This is a genomic window from Bacteroides sp. AM16-24 (genome assembly GCF_003471885.1).
Taxonomy (GTDB): Bacteria; Bacteroidota; Bacteroidia; order Bacteroidales; family Bacteroidaceae; genus Bacteroides.
The window spans coordinates 444,791-460,502 of record NZ_QRKI01000002.1 but is presented as its reverse complement, the minus strand read 5'-3'; the positions used below and the strand labels follow the sequence as shown (position 1 = coordinate 460,502).

9 protein-coding genes and 1 tRNA gene are annotated in these 15,712 nt (G+C 39.2%); 7 read left to right on the top strand and 3 right to left on the bottom strand.

The annotated features are described in order from the left end of the window. Positions 1-3 precede the first annotated feature (3 nt). From DW182_RS04360 to DW182_RS04350, 3 genes are all read left to right on the top strand, one after another. Positions 4-843: a tetratricopeptide repeat protein gene (locus DW182_RS04360; RefSeq protein ID WP_007662477.1), complete on the top strand. Its 840-nt coding sequence runs from the start codon at positions 4-6 to the stop codon at positions 841-843. Positions 844-1,041: 198 nt separating this feature from the next. Beyond that, positions 1,042-1,314 (top strand): hypothetical protein, encoded by a 273-nt coding sequence (locus DW182_RS04355; protein WP_044154854.1) that lies wholly within the window; start codon positions 1,042-1,044, stop codon positions 1,312-1,314. Between the two features lie 83 nt (positions 1,315-1,397). Next, complete coding sequence (locus tag DW182_RS04350; RefSeq protein ID WP_007662481.1) at positions 1,398-2,528, top strand: universal stress protein; 1,131 nt, start codon at positions 1,398-1,400, stop codon at positions 2,526-2,528. Positions 2,529-2,715: 187 nt separating this feature from the next. Here DW182_RS04350 and DW182_RS04345 read toward each other — a convergent pair whose 3' ends face one another. Beyond that, positions 2,716-3,972, bottom strand: coding sequence for a hypothetical protein (locus DW182_RS04345; protein WP_199678543.1), 1,257 nt, complete (start codon positions 3,970-3,972; stop codon positions 2,716-2,718). Positions 3,973-4,003: 31 nt separating this feature from the next. Next, positions 4,004-6,574, bottom strand: a complete 2,571-nt coding sequence (gene gyrA, locus DW182_RS04340) for a DNA gyrase subunit A (RefSeq protein WP_118294775.1) — start codon at positions 6,572-6,574, stop codon at positions 4,004-4,006. Between the two features lie 570 nt (positions 6,575-7,144). Here gyrA and DW182_RS04335 point away from each other — a divergent pair. The 4 genes from DW182_RS04335 (at position 7,145) to DW182_RS04320 (ending at position 14,465) form a co-directional block, all read left to right on the top strand. Continuing rightward, the gene (locus DW182_RS04335; protein WP_007218560.1) at positions 7,145-9,667 is read left to right on the top strand and encodes an ATP-dependent Clp protease ATP-binding subunit; all 2,523 of its coding nucleotides are present in this window, start codon (positions 7,145-7,147) and stop codon (positions 9,665-9,667) included. A gap of 125 nt (positions 9,668-9,792) precedes the next feature. Further along, positions 9,793-11,838 (top strand): molecular chaperone HtpG, encoded by a 2,046-nt coding sequence (htpG, locus tag DW182_RS04330; RefSeq protein WP_118294774.1) that lies wholly within the window; start codon positions 9,793-9,795, stop codon positions 11,836-11,838. Between the two features lie 186 nt (positions 11,839-12,024). Beyond that, a complete protein-coding gene (locus DW182_RS04325; protein WP_115503382.1) occupies positions 12,025-14,316 on the top strand; it encodes a patatin-like phospholipase family protein in 2,292 nt (763 codons plus the stop codon). Positions 14,317-14,391: 75 nt separating this feature from the next. After that, positions 14,392-14,465: transfer RNA gene (locus DW182_RS04320), tRNA-Arg, on the top strand. 271 nt (positions 14,466-14,736) lie between these two features. On the opposite strand, the gene dapA is transcribed toward DW182_RS04320, so the two are convergent. Further along, positions 14,737-15,630: a 4-hydroxy-tetrahydrodipicolinate synthase gene (dapA, locus tag DW182_RS04315; RefSeq protein ID WP_007214232.1), complete on the bottom strand. Its 894-nt coding sequence runs from the start codon at positions 15,628-15,630 to the stop codon at positions 14,737-14,739. Between the last annotated feature and the right edge of the window lie 82 nt (positions 15,631-15,712).

The following is a 15,712-nucleotide window of genomic DNA, read 5'->3' as shown; positions in this document are numbered from 1 at the left end:
TATATGATGAAAAAAATACTGTTTTTTACTTTTGTTGGCCTGTTAATGGCATTGACCTCTTCTGGACAGACTACATCGGATACATTACAACAAGCGAATGATTCGGTAACAATAGGTTCACACACTGAATTTTCAGCTGCTGTGCAAGAGAATAGTGTGACAAAAGCAGAAGGAGATAGCGCATATGTGAAGAATGATTATGCCTCTGCTATTCAGATATATGAAGCTCTGCTGAAAGAAGGAGAAGCGGCTGAGGTATACTATAACTTAGGAAATAGCTACTATAAGGCCGGTGATATAGCCAAAGCCATTTTAAATTATGAGCGTGCACTTTTAATACAGCCAGGCAATGCTGATATTCGGGCTAATTTGGAAATTGCTCGTGCAAAAACGATTGATAAAGTGATTCCTGTACCCGAGGTTTTCTTTGTATCTTGGACGAAATCATTGATTAATTGTTTGAGTGTGGATGCTTGGGCAAAGGTAGGCGTCGTTTGTTTCTTTTTGTTGCTTGCATCTCTTTACTTCTTCTTCTTTTCCAAGCAAATCGTGTGGAAGAAAATAGGATTTATTGCAGGGATAGTATTTCTGGTATTAGTTATATTAGCGAACGTTTTTGCTTTTCAACAGAAAAATGAGCTATTAAACCGTAACAGTGCTATCGTACTAACTCCAAGTGTAACAGTACGTAGTACTCCGAGTGAAAGTGGCACTAGTTTGTTCATATTGCATGAGGGACGGAAGGTTGAAATTAAAGATAACTCCATGCGTGAATGGAAAGAAATCCGCTTAGAAGATGGTAAAGTAGGATGGGTACCTGCATCATCTGTTGAAGTTATCTGATAGATGTAATTATTTCATAATAAGATAGTTAATAATAGAAAGAAGCCTGTTGAAAGGGAAAATACAAATCTCCTTTTGACAGGCTTCTTTATTTTAGTAAAAAAGATACCGAAATAGTTTGTTTTATCTTTTTTTTTTCTTAAGTTTATAGCGTGATAAGTGAAACTCACAGAGTTATTAACCATTAAATTTATAAATATGAGAACAATAACATTTAATGAACTTCGCAGGATTAAAGATTCATTACCTACTGGTAGTATGCATAGAATAGCCGATGAGCTCGGATTGAACGTTGATACGGTTAGAAATTTTTTTGGCGGTCACAATTTTAAGGAGGGTAAGAGTGTTGGGATACATTTAGAGCCTGGTCCAGATGGTGGTTTGGTTATGTTGGATGATACTACCGTCCTTGATAGAGCTCTAAAAATTCTAGATGAAATAAATGCCAGTGCTGAGCCTGTTCGAGCTTAAGAAAAGAAAGTTATAAATGAATCCCAATTGATAGACAAACAATTGGGATTTCTTATTTGTTTATAAAGTAAAAACAGTTGATTATGGAAGACAAGTTAGTAACCTTAGCTATTCTGACTTATGCAAAAGCTCAGATATTGAAGAATGTGCTTGAAAATGAAGGTATTGAAACCTATATTCATAATGTAAATCAAATACAACCTGTAGTGTCTTCAGGTGTGCGCTTACGTATAAGAGAAAGCGATTTACCGCGTGCATTGAAGATTACTGAGAGCTCTGCTTGGCTTTCTGAAGAGGTAGTGGGAGGGAAGTCACCCAAAGTAGAAAAGGAGAGTAACAAGGTCTTAATTCCCGTAGACTTTTCTAATTATTCAATGAAAGCATGTGAGTTTGGTTTTAATTTTGCTCAGAATATGGGAGCGGAAGTTGTGCTGCTTCATGTTTATTTTACACCAATCTATACCACATCATTGCCTTATGGAGATGTTTTTAATTATCAGCTTACAGACGATGAAAATGTAAAAAACATATTACAAAAAGTTCATGCAGACTTAAATACTTTATCTGATAAGGTAAAAGCAAAAGTAGCTTCAGGAGAGTTTCCGAATGTAAAATATAGTTGTGTATTGCGTGAAGGTATTCCAGAAGAGGAAATTCTTCGTTATTCGAAGGAATATCGGCCACGTATTGTGATTATGGGGACTCGTGGTAAAAATCAAAAAGATATAGATTTAATTGGTAGTGTAACTGCTGAGGTAATTGAACGAAGTCGCGTACCAGTTTTAGCCATTCCGGAGAATACTCCATTTAGACAGCTAGCAGAAGCTAAACGTATTGCATTTATCACCAATTTTGATCAACGAGATTTAATTGCATTCGATTCTTTGATTGCCGCTTTAAAGCCATTTCATTTCTCTGTATCTTTGATTCATTTGTCAGATGTTAAGGACACTTGGAATGAAATTAAATTAGGTGGTATTAAGGAATATTTTCAAAAACAGTATCCGGACCTGGAAATTCATTATGATGTCGTGATGAATGATGATTTCTTGAATAGCTTAGATAATTACATAAAAACTAATCATATTGATATAATTACGTTGACTACTTATAAACGCAATATATTCTCTCGCTTATTTAATCCAGGTATTGCTCGGAAAATGATTTTTCATTCCGATACACCGCTGTTAGTTATTTATGGGCGTCCAAGCTAAAATAAATAACGCAAGCATTTTGAATTAATAATCAGTATTATGTTTAATATGTAATACTAGTATTCACTGGACCAGATTATTATACTTCCCTATTATGAAAATTAAGTATTTAATACGAAGCTCCTAAAAAATAAAAAGCCTAATCAACCATGTTGATTAGGCTTTTTATTAAAAACTATTGGTGTGTTTATTGAACCATTTTTTCGATTTCTTCGAATTCAGGTCCCATATCCAAATTGTAGTATACTCGGTATAAACCATTCAACCATAAATCTTTTTGGTCAGGCTTCAATGCTCTTGCTTTTTCATAGCAAGGTTTTGCTTTTTCATAGAAAGCTTTCAAAGTTGCTTGATCTTCTTTATACTTAGGATCATTTACATCTGCTGTTGCTTTCTCTGAGAAGTCTTGTGCTTGCAGACAGTAGATCAAACCTAAATTAGAAAATGCTTCTGCGTAGTTAGGATCTATTTCTGTTGTCTTAGCATAATACTTGATAGCATTATTGAGTGCATCTGCAGCTTCTTGCTCTTTCTTTTCATTTTTCAGGTTAGTGTACATATTATGATAAAGATATCCTTTTACATACAGATAGAATGTATTATTAGGATCTTTAGCCAACATATCATCAGCAAACTGCATAGCTTCATCGTATTTATTATTATTGCTATAATAATCAATCAAATGACCGAAGAAGAATGAATGTTGAGGATATTTCTGCAAACCTTCTTTTAAAGAAGCAACCCACTTAACAGTATCACCTTGTGCTTTTAAAGCTGTAGAGATGAATTCCATCGCATACTGACCTACTTCCTTATCATTCTGTGCATAAGGAGCATATTTCAGAACGCTAGGGTAATCTTCCATTTTAGCCGCTGCCAAACTTGCATAATATGCAATCTGTGGTAAAATAGTATCTGTTTGCAGGAAATTTTCCTTTTCAAACATAGGATTTTGAGCTATTTCAATGTAAGTTCCAAAGAAATCTAATGCTTCTTTGTTCTTCTCCAAATTATAGTATTGAATACCTCCATTGATCAAGTTAGGACGCTCTGCAATAATTGCAGCGGCGTTAGCCTTTCTGTACTTGTTCTTGATCTTTCCCTTTTCATTTGGAACTTGTGCCAGTTCATCACATTTGAGGTAGTACTTACACATGTTTAATGCACTGTTGTATACCTTAAGAGTATCATAAGGTTTTCTCAAAAATGCGTCTTTCATTTCCTCCTCATTAATTCTTTTTTGAATAAAACCGGCTACATCCCAAGTGTCGGCATTATCCTTTGTTTCAGGATTAGTCAAGGCTTGATTGATGAGCTGTTCGGCCTTATTAAAATTCGGCTTTACTTCATTCGCAATGCTTTTAGCTTCTTTCACAGTCTTTTCTTGAGCGAAAGTGAAGCCTGCAGCGAGCAATAAAATCACTGAAAATAATACTCTTTTCATGATAGTTGTAAAATTAAAATTAATATTATGTCTATTCTTCATCTTCATTATTGACTTCATTATCAGAGTTATAGTCTTTCTCCTCTCCTTCTACTTCATTTATAGTAGGCGGAATCGGAGAATTTTCATCATCAACAGGTATTTCATCTTCCATACTTTCTGATGTAACCTTACATACTGAACCGATCTCATCGTTTCTCTTTTCAAGATTGATCAGACGAACACCCTGAGTAGCACGACCCATAATACGGACATCAGCAACTTTCAGACGAATGGTGATACCAGATTTATTGATAATCATTAGGTCATTATCATCTGTTACAGACTTAATTGTTACCAATTTACCTGTTTTATCGGTGATATTCATCGTCTTAACACCCTTGCCTCCACGATTAGTCTTACGGTAGTCTTCGATATCAGAACGTTTACCATAGCCTTGTTCAGAAACTACCATAATGGTTTCTGCTTCAGGATCTTTGATACAAATCATTCCTACCACTTCATCTTGTCCGTCTTCGTCAAGTGTCATACCACGCACACCGGTTGCAGTACGTCCCATAACGCGTACAGCACTTTCGTGGAAGCGAATAGCACGTCCGTTACGATTGGCAATGATAATTTCGTTGTCACCGTTAGTCATACGTACTTCGATAACGCGATCGTCCTCACGGATAGTAATAGCGTTTACACCATTCTGGCGAGGGCGGGAATACTGTTCAAGTAATGTCTTCTTGATAACACCATTCTTGGTACAGAATAAGACATAATGGCTGTTGATGAAGTCTGTGTCAGAAAGGTTCTTCACACGCAAATATGCGTTTACAGCATCATCAGAATCAATATTCAGCAAGTTCTGGATAGCACGTCCCTTGGAATTCTTGGTACCTTCAGGGATTTCATATACTTTGAGCCAATAGCACTTACCCTTTTGAGTAAAGAACATCATGGTATTGTGCATGGTTGCCGGATATATGTGTTCAATAAAGTCTGCATCGCGGGTATCTGTACCCTTGGAGCCTACTCCACCACGGTTTTGAGCACGGAACTCACTCAATGGAGTACGTTTAATATAGCCCATATGAGAAATGGTGATAATCATTTCGTCATCTGCATAGAAATCTTCCGGATTGAATTCTTCGGATGAATAAACAATCTCAGAACGACGTTCATCTCCGTATTTTGCTTTTACTTCAATTAATTCATCAGTAATAACTTTGCGGCAAAGTTCGTCATTTGAAAGAATTTCTTCGTAATAAGCTATCAGTTTCATTACTTCTTCATATTCAGCGTGGAGCTGATCTTGCATCAGTCCGGTTAATTGGCGCAAACGCATTTCTACGATAGCACGAGACTGAATTTCAGTTAATTGGAAGCGTTCCATCAAGCCAGCAATGGCATCATTAGGTGTCTTTGCAGCACGGATGATGCGGATTACTTCATCGATATTATCTGATGCTATGATTAAGCCTTCTAATATATGAGCACGTTCTTTAGCCTTACGTAAGTCATATTGAGTACGACGGATAACCACCTCATGGCGATGTTCTACGAAGTACTTAATCATGTCTTTCAGATTCAGCAAACGGGGACGTCCGTGTACCAATGCTACGTTGTTCACACTAAAAGAAGTCTGTAATAACGTCATCTTATAGAGCTTATTCAAGACTACGCTGGCGTTGGCATCACGTTTGATATCAATCACGATACGCATACCTTCACGGTCAGACTCATCATTGGCATTGGAAATACCTTCTATTTTCTTATCATTGGCTAAATCAGCGATATTCTTGATCAGTTCCGCCTTATTGACACCATACGGGATTTCCGTGATGACAATTTTGTCATGTGTAGAACTGGTTTCAATTTCTGCTCTTGCACGCATGATAACGCGACCGCGACCAGTAAGATATGCCTCGCGTACGCCACTCATACCATATATATATCCTCCTGTTGGGAAATCGGGAGCTTTCACATAGTTCATCAACTCCTCTATCTCAATATCATTGTTCTCGATGTATGCGATGCAAGCATCAATAACCTCTGAAAGGTTGTGTGTCGGCATATTGGTTGCCATACCTACAGCAATACCAGAAGCACCGTTTACCAAAAGGTTTGGAATACGGGTAGGCATAACGGTAGGCTCCTGCAAAGAATCGTCAAAGTTGTTCTGCATATCAACGGTTTCTTTGTCGAGGTCTTGCATCATATCTTCACCAATCTTGCGCAAGCGACACTCGGTGTAACGCATAGCTGCTGCGCTATCGCCGTCTACCGAACCATAGTTACCCTGGCCATCTACCACCATGTAACGCATTGCCCAAGGCTGTGCCATACGAACTAATGCACCGTAAACGGAAGAGTCACCATGCGGGTGATACTTACCCAATACTTCACCTACAACTCTGGCTGATTTTTTATAAGGTTTATCAGACGTATTTCCCAGTCCCATCATTCCGAAGAGAATTCTACGGTGGACAGGCTTAAAACCATCTCTAACATCCGGAAGGGCACGCGAAACGATGACCGACATGGAGTAGTCAATGTACGATGACTTCATTTCCTCCTCGATGTTAATCTTTATAATTCTGTCTTGTTCAAGCATTTAAAAAGATTATTAATTATACATACTTTGGTTCATGAAAAACCACGCTAAAGTACTGCTTTTTTACGATATACAAAAGTTTTCACCCATAAACTTTATTCCAGAACCATTCTCTCACCTACTTTGTTCTTATAACAACACCTACTTTGTTCTTATAATATAACCCGTTGGCGGAATTAATGGCTTCTTCCCTGTGCCCTAATAGAGACCAAGACTGGAGTTAGGCAGTACCTGGTCCGTACCATCTCCGTAGCAAGTTCGGTTAGAGGTACCTCTGTACGGAGAGGATACGGAGCAAACAGGGTTTTGATCCCTCTTTGGTACGGCTCTGACTGGATGCTGAACAGCCTCTAATTCCGCCAACGGGTTATAATATATAAATAAGGTATTAATAAGGAGCTTTTTCACAAGAATGAAAGCATTTTAGTATGATACTGATGAACGGATATAAACTGTGGCACGGGTTTTGTATATAAATAATAAATAAAACGATAGAATACGTACTGGAAATTATAAATGCGTATCTTTGTATTAAGTAACACCTTAGAATAAGGAAGGAGAATATTAAGTATGAATAATCAGTTTTCACAAAGAGTTTCTGACATTATCACTTACAGCAAGGAAGAAGCTAACCGGCTGAAGAATAGATATATCGGTCCGGAGCATCTTCTACTCGGCATGTTGCGAGACGGCGGAGGGAAAGCTATAGAAATATTGCAGAAACTGGATATAGACCTAAACAGAGTTAAGAAACGTCTGGAAGGTTTTTTAAAAGAGATTGAAGATGATAACTTGTTGCCCGATGCAGACATTCCATTGTCTCCTATGGCAGCTAAGATATTGAAAATGTGTATACTCGAGGCTCGTCTGCTGAAGAGTGCCACTGCTGATACTGAACATGTATTGCTGGCTATCTTGAAAGACGGTAATAATTTGGCCGCTACGGTATTGGAAGAAAATAATATAGATTATAAGTCAGTGTTCGAACAGCTTTCTATGAAAGCTAGCCCTAACGCAGGTATGGGATTTACGGAAGATGATGACGAGGAAGAAGATGAAATGAACATGTCTTCACGTTCTTCTCAAAGTGGTAGTTCACAGTCTTCTACGCAAACAGCGTCTAAGAAACCATCCAATGATACTCCGGTATTGGATAACTTTGGTATGGATATGACCCGGGCTGCGGAAGAAGGTAGACTGGATCCTGTGGTAGGTCGTGAACGTGAAATCGAGCGGTTGGCTCAGATATTGAGCCGTCGTAAGAAGAATAATCCGGTATTGATAGGTGAACCTGGTGTAGGTAAATCAGCTATTGTAGAGGGATTAGCATTACGTATTGTTCAGAAGAAAGTATCCCGTATTCTGTTTGATAAACGTGTGGTAATGCTTGATATGGCTTCTGTAGTAGCCGGAACCAAGTATCGCGGACAGTTTGAGGAGCGTATTCGTTCTATCATTAATGAGTTACAGAAGAATCCGAATGTTATTCTGTTTATTGACGAGATTCACACGATTGTGGGTGCCGGAGCAGCTGCCGGTTCTATGGATGCTGCCAATATGCTGAAACCTGCATTGGCACGTGGCGAAATACAATGTATAGGTGCCACTACCCTTGATGAGTACCGGAAGAATATAGAAAAGGACGGTGCTTTGGAACGCCGTTTTCAGAAAGTGATTGTTGAACCGACTACTGCCGAGGAAACGCTCCAGATATTGAAGAATATCAAAGAGAAGTACGAAGACCATCATAATGTGACTTATACGGATGAAGCGCTGGAAGCATGTGTCAAGTTGACAGACCGCTACATTACTGATCGCAATTTCCCGGATAAGGCTATTGATGCTTTGGACGAAGCCGGTTCGCGCGTCCATCTGACAAACATTACTGTTCCGAAAGAGATTGAAGAACAGGAGAAGCTGATCGAAGAAGCCCGCCAACAAAAGGCGGATGCAGTGAAATCGCAGAATTTCGAACTTGCTGCCAGCTTCCGTGATCATGAGAAAGAGTTTTCTGCTCGTTTGGAAGAGATGAAGGCTGAATGGGAAGCTCGCTTAAAAGATGATCGCCAGATAGTTGGTGAAGAGGAAATTGCGAATGTGGTTTCTATGATGTCCGGTGTGCCTGTACAGCGTATGGCGCAGGCTGAAGGTATCAAGTTGGCGGGTATGAAAGAAGAGCTGCAAGCTAAAGTTATAGCTCAGGACCCGGCTATTGAAAAGGTGACGAAGGCTATTCTGCGTAGTCGTGTAGGATTGAAAGATCCTAACCGTCCTATCGGAACATTCTTGTTCCTGGGGCCTACGGGTGTAGGTAAAACTCACTTGGCGAAACAGTTGGCGAAATATATGTTTGGCTCTGCCGATGCGCTGATACGTGTGGATATGAGTGAATATATGGAGAAGTTTACCGTTTCTCGTCTTGTTGGTGCACCTCCGGGATACGTAGGATACGAAGAAGGCGGACAGTTGACAGAGAAAGTGCGTCGTAAACCTTACTCTATCGTATTGTTGGACGAGATTGAGAAAGCCCATCCGGATGTATTCAACATCTTGTTACAACTGATGGATGAAGGTCGTCTGACTGACAGTTATGGCAGAACTGTAGACTTTAAGAATACAGTGGTTATCATGACTTCTAACATCGGTACACGTCAATTGAAAGACTTCGGTCGTGGTGTAGGTTTTGCCGCTCAGAATCGTACGGATGATAAAGAATATTCACGCGGCGTGATACAAAAGGCTTTGAATAAGTCGTTTGCCCCTGAGTTTCTGAACCGTGTCGACGAGATTATTACTTTCGACCAGCTTTCGCTGGATGCTATCGAAAAGATTATCGATATCGAGTTGAAAGGCTTGTATGAGCGCGTGGAATCTCTTGGATATAAGCTTGTTATTGATGCTAAAGCCAAGACGTTCATGGCATCTAAAGGATATGATGTGCAGTTTGGTGCCCGCCCGTTGAAGCGTGCCATCCAGACTTATCTGGAAGATGGACTTTCGGAATTGATTATTTCTTCCGAATTGCAGACGGGTGATACGATTTCTGTCTCTTTGAACGAAGAAAAAGGAGAACTGGACATCAAGAAAGCCTGAAAATGAAGTCTTCTTAGAAGATGATAAACAGTCAAAATGTCAGTCCTTATGGACTGGCATTTTTTTTGCATTACACTTGCCAAACGATTAAATATATAAACTTAAAAATATAAATCATAAGTAGTATGCAAAAAGGAAATATTGGGGTAACTACCGAAAACATTTTCCCCGTTATCAAAAAGTTCTTGTACAGCGATCATGAAATTTTTCTCCGCGAGTTAGTTTCTAATGCCGTAGATGCTACGCAGAAATTGAAAACCTTAGCCTCTATTGGCGAGTTTAAAGGTGAAGTTGGCGATTTGACCGTACATGTGTCTTTAGGAAAAGATACAATTACTGTTTCAGACCGTGGTATTGGTTTGACTGCCGAAGAAATCGACAAATATATCAACCAAATTGCTTTTTCAGGTGCCAACGATTTCCTGGAGAAGTATAAGAATGATGCTAATGCAATTATCGGTCACTTCGGTTTAGGCTTTTATTCAGCTTTCATGGTGGCTAAGAAAGTGGAAATTATCACGAAATCTCATAAAGAAGGTGCTCAAGCAGTGAAATGGAGTTGCGATGGCAGTCCGGAGTTCACCATTGAGAACATTGATAAAGCTGACCGTGGTACAGATATAGTACTTTACATTGACGATGAAAGTAAAGAATTCCTGGAAGAGGCCCGCATTTCTTCTCTGTTGAAGAAATATTGTAGTTTCCTTCCCATACCTATTGCTTTTGGCAAAAAGAAAGACTGGAAAGATGGAAAACAGGTTGAAACAGACGAAGATAACATCATCAATGACAGCAATCCGTTGTGGACATTGAAACCCAGCGAACTGAAGGATGAAGATTATAAGAAGTTCTATCGTGACCTGTATCCGATGTCTGATGAACCTCTGTTCTGGATACATCTGAATGTAGATTATCCGTTCCATCTGACAGGTATCCTCTATTTCCCGAAAGTAAAGAGCAATATCGAATTGAATAAGAATAAGATACAACTTTATAGTAACCAGGTATACGTTACGGATTCAGTAGAAGGTATCGTACCTGACTTTCTGACACTGTTGCATGGTGTGCTCGATTCTCCGGATATTCCGTTGAATGTATCCCGCTCTTATTTACAGAGCGACTCTAACGTGAAGAAAATTTCGACATATATCACAAAGAAAGTATCTGATCGTTTGCAATCTATCTTCAAAAATGATCGCAAACAGTTCGAGGAAAAGTGGAATGACCTAAAGATTTTCATCAATTACGGAATGCTTACTCAGGAAGACTTCTATGACAGAGCAAAAGATTTTGCCCTTTTCACCGATACGGATGGTAAATGCTATACATTTGAAGAGTATCAGAAGCTGATCAAAGATAATCAGACTGATAAAGATGGCAATTTGATCTATTTGTATGCTAATCATAAAGATGAGCAATTCAGCTATATCGAGGCTGCTAAGAACAAGGGATATAATGTATTGCTGATGGATGGCCAACTGGATATTGCTGTAGTAAGCATGTTGGAGCAAAAGTTTGAGAAATCTCGCTTTACCCGTGTAGATAGTGATGTTATCGATAATCTGATTATCAAAGAAGATAAGAAAGGTGAAACTCTGGAAGCAGGCAAACAAGAAGCTCTTTCTGCTGTGTTCAAGAGCCAGTTGCCTAAGCTGGAAAAGGTTGAGTTTAATATCACTGCGCAGGCTTTGGGTGAAAACTCTTCTCCTGTGATGATTACCCAAAGTGAATATATGCGCCGTATGAAAGAAATGGCTAATATTCAGGCTGGTATGAGTTTCTATGGAGAAATGCCCGATATGTTCAACCTTGTGCTGAATTCAGATCACAAACTGGTGAAAGAAGTTCTTGCAGACGAAGAAAAAGAATGCGACTCTGCTGTAGCTCCTATTCAGCAAGAAATGAATGACGTAGACAAACGTCGTAATGAGCTGAAAGATAAACAAAAAGGTAAGAAAGACGAAGAAATTTCTACTGCTGAAAAAGACGAAGTGAACGGATTGGATCAGAAGTGGGAAGAACTGAAAACAAAGAAAGACGAAGTCTTTGCCGGATATGCTGCTAAAAATAAAGTTGTCCGCCAATTGATTGACCTGGCATTGCTGCAAAATGGCATGCTGAAAGGTGAAGCTTTGAATAATTTTGTGAAGAGAAGCATCGAGCTAATCTAAATACGCCCTTTATTCACAATCTATATGCCGGGAGCATTGCAACTTTTATAAAAGTTGTAATGCTCCTTTTTTCGTATATTTTGTGTGGGAATGCTTGTTTTTTAGCGTTGGATACGTCCAATTTCGAAACAATTGCATATATTTGAGCTTTGATAATAATATATTTTCAGCTCGGAACTTTGAAGTATGAAAAGAATTCTTTTGCTTTTATCGTTTTGTTTCTTGTTGCTGCCCATGTTGCATGCCCAAAAAGTTGGACTTGTATTGAGTGGTGGTGGTGCGAAAGGTATGACGCATATCGGCATCATTCGGGCTTTGGAAGAAAACAATATCCCTATCGATTATATTACCGGTACATCCATGGGAGCCATTATCGGTTCGTTGTATGCCATGGGATACTCTCCCGATGATATGGAGGCTTTGTTGCGTTCAGAAGACTTTAAACGCTGGTATTCGGGAAAAGTAGAACCTAAATATGCCTATTATTTCAAGAAAAGTATTCCCACACCGGAGTTTTTTAATATCCGCTTTGATTTTAAGGACTCCTTGAATGTCAAACCGCAATTACCGACCAGTATGGTTAACCCCATCCAAATGAATCTGGTGTTTGTGGAGCTTTTTGCCCGTGCTACGGCTGCTTGTGACGGTGATTTTGATAGGCTGTTTGTTCCTTTCCGCTGTATCGCTTCCGATGTATACAATAAACGGCAAATAGTGTTAGGGAAAGGTGACCTGGGAGATGCTGTCCGTGCTTCTATGAGTTTCCCGTTTGTTTTTAAGCCTATTGAGATAGATAGCGTGCTGGCTTATGATGGTGGTATTTACAATAACTTTCCAACAGATGTAATGCGGGATGATTTTCATCCGGATATTATCATTGGTAGTGTGGTGGCTGCTAATCCATCCAAGCCTAAAGAAAATGACCTTATGAGTCAGATTGAGAACATGGTGATGCAGAAGACGGACTATTCTATTCCGGATTCTGTCGGCATCCTCATGACATTCAAGTATGATGATGTGAACTTACTTGATTTCGACCGTCTTCAGGAACTCCATGATATAGGTTACAATCGCACTCTTAGCCTGATGGATTCTATAAAGGGGCGTATTCATCGTAGGGTGAATGCAGATAATGTGCGTTTACGCCGTTTGGTTTATCGCAGTAATCTGCCGCAGCTCTATTTCCAGAAAATTTATATTGATGGAGCTAACCCCCAGCAACAGGCTTATATTCAGAAGGAATTTCATGATGAAGAAGATGAACCATTCACTTACGAAGATCTGAAGCGTGGATATTTCCGTTTACTTGCGGATAACATGATATCGGAAATCATTCCGAAGGCGGTATTCAATGAGGAAACCGATATGTACGATTTGCATCTGAAAGTAAAGATGGAGGATAATTTCTCTGTCCGCTTGGGGGGTAGTGTGTCTACGACGAGTTCCAATCAGATATATCTGGGATTGGGCTATCAGAACTTAAATTATTATGCTAAAGAGTTTACGTTTGATGGCCAATTGGGTAAAGTTTATAATAATGCCCAACTGATGGCGCGTATAGACTTGCCTACTCATATTCCTACTTCATATCGGCTTATTGCGTCTATCAGTACTTTTGATTATTACAAGAAGGAGAAACTGTTCTCTAAAAACGATAAACCTTCCTTTAATTCAAAGGATGAACGATTTCTGAAGTTGATTATCGCTTTACCGTTCTTAGCGAATAAACGGGCTGAATTTGGCTTTGGTATTGGGAAATTGCAAGATAACTATTTTCAATCCAGTGTGATAAACTTTGAAGAAGACCGTTCGGACAGGAGCTTATACAGGCTTATAGGCGGTTCTATTAGTTTTTATGGAAGTACACTGAATTCTCGTCAATACGCTACAAAAGGATATAACGAGAAATTAATAGCTCAGATTTTTACGGGAAAAGAAAGATATAAGCCTGGAAATCCGACAGAACAGCCTGTTACACAGGAACGGCAATCATGGTTACAGATTTCTTATATGAAAGAAGCATATCATAGTATGGCGCCTAAATTTGTTTTGGGATGGATGGCGGAAGCGCTGTATTCATCGAGAAACTTCTCGGAGAATTTTACGGCAACAATGATGCAGGCTGCAGAGTTTTCACCGACTCCGCATAGTAAGCTGATGTATAATGAGGCTTTCCGTGCCAATCAGTTTTTGGCTGCCGGTATCAAGCCTATGTTCATTTTCAATGATATGTTTCATCTGAGAGGAGAATTTTATGGATTTATGCCTATTTTTCCTATCGAGAAGAATACGCAAAACAAAGCATTTTATGGAAAAGCTTTCTCAAAGGTAGAATATATGGGAGAAGTTTCTGTTATTTGCCAATTACCTTTTGGAGCGATCTCTGCTTATGTAAATCATTATAGCTCACCGAGAAGGGAATGGAATGTGGGGCTGAGTATCGGCTGGCAACTGTTTAATTACCGTTTCATCGAATAATTTTCTTCAAAAAAAGTTTGTAGAATGCTTGCAGTTTCGGAAAAAGTCCGTATCTTTGCACCCGTTAAACGAAAAGGCCGCGTAGCTCAACTGAATAGAGTAGCTGACTACGGATCAGCCGGTTACAGGTTTGAATCCTGTCGCGATCACGAAAAACCTCTGCAAAGTAATTTGCAGAGGTTTTTTGCTATACACCGTAGGGTAACAGTTATATCTGTGTAGACTCATGCAAATATGTGTGTGAGTTGATACAGATATAACTGTGTGCTTGTGCAGATATAAGTATTAATTTCTTTCCTGAGATGAATACATCCGTCTCATGAGACAGTAAAAATCAGCTTGTGAGACGAAAAAAACATCCCCTGATATGAAATAATCTATCTCAGGGGATGTTTTATAAAGAAGTATCTTTGTTTTTTCTTAGCATTTAATGTTTAACTCATCCAAAATCTTCCGCATGGCTTCAAAAGTAGTAATCCTGGTAGGCACAAGCGGGAGGCGAAGTTTATTCTCAATCATTCCCATAACATTCAACATTGCTTTTACGCCTGCCGGATTGCCATCCACAAAAAGAAGCTTGAATAACTCGGCAAATTTATGGTGGATAGTCAATGCATTTGCATAATCTCCTCGCAATGCCAGTCTTACCATGCGGCTAAATTCGCGTGGAAATGCATTTCCGATGACCGATATGATGCCAACAGCTCCCAAGGTAATCAAAGGGAAGGTAATACCATCATCTCCCGAAATAACGTCAAAATTAGCTGGTTTATTCTTGATGATATCATCCATTTGAGTGATGTCACCGGAAGCTTCTTTGATAGCAATAACATTTTTGAAGTCACGGGCAATGCGCAGCGTGGTTTCTGCTTTCATATTTACACCGGTACGGCCGGGAACATTATAGAGTACAATTGGAAGCTCTGTAGCCTCTGCAATTGCTTTATAATGTTGATAAATACCTTCCTGAGAAGGTTTATTATAATAGGGAACAACAGACAGAATGGCATCTACTCCGGTAAAATCGTCGTTTTGAAGCGTGTCCACAATGGCACGCGTATTATTTCCACCAACACCGAGCAGGATAGGTATCCGACCATTTACGCGTTCGATGACCATTTTCTTGATTTTCTTTTTTTCTTCTTCCGTCAGTGTCGGAGTTTCTGCTGTGGTGCCCAGCACACACAAAAAATCAGTATTGTTTTGAAGTTGATAGTCCACCAAACGTATCAATGCATCGTAATCAACGCTTTCATCCTCTTTAAAAGGAGTAATCAGCGCTACCCCCATTCCTTTCAATTTAGTCTGTATCATGAGTGAAATTTAAGTAATCTCTAATTAAATGACTCGCAAAAGTACGAATATTTTCGATTTCTACAGCAAATATAAGCTATAA

Coding starts and splice junctions, on each gene's coding strand:
- DW182_RS04360 (WP_007662477.1), top strand. CDS start 4: ATGATGAAAAAAATACTGTTTTTTACTTTTGTTGGCCTGTTAATGGCA.
- DW182_RS04355 (WP_044154854.1), top strand. CDS start 1,042: ATGAGAACAATAACATTTAATGAACTTCGCAGGATTAAAGATTCATTA.
- DW182_RS04350 (WP_007662481.1), top strand. CDS start 1,398: ATGGAAGACAAGTTAGTAACCTTAGCTATTCTGACTTATGCAAAAGCT.
- DW182_RS04345 (WP_199678543.1), bottom strand. CDS start 3,972: ATGAAAAGAGTATTATTTTCAGTGATTTTATTGCTCGCTGCAGGCTTC.
- gyrA (WP_118294775.1), bottom strand. CDS start 6,574: ATGCTTGAACAAGACAGAATTATAAAGATTAACATCGAGGAGGAAATG.
- DW182_RS04335 (WP_007218560.1), top strand. CDS start 7,145: ATGAATAATCAGTTTTCACAAAGAGTTTCTGACATTATCACTTACAGC.
- htpG (WP_118294774.1), top strand. CDS start 9,793: ATGCAAAAAGGAAATATTGGGGTAACTACCGAAAACATTTTCCCCGTT.
- DW182_RS04325 (WP_115503382.1), top strand. CDS start 12,025: ATGAAAAGAATTCTTTTGCTTTTATCGTTTTGTTTCTTGTTGCTGCCC.
- dapA (WP_007214232.1), bottom strand. CDS start 15,630: ATGATACAGACTAAATTGAAAGGAATGGGGGTAGCGCTGATTACTCCT.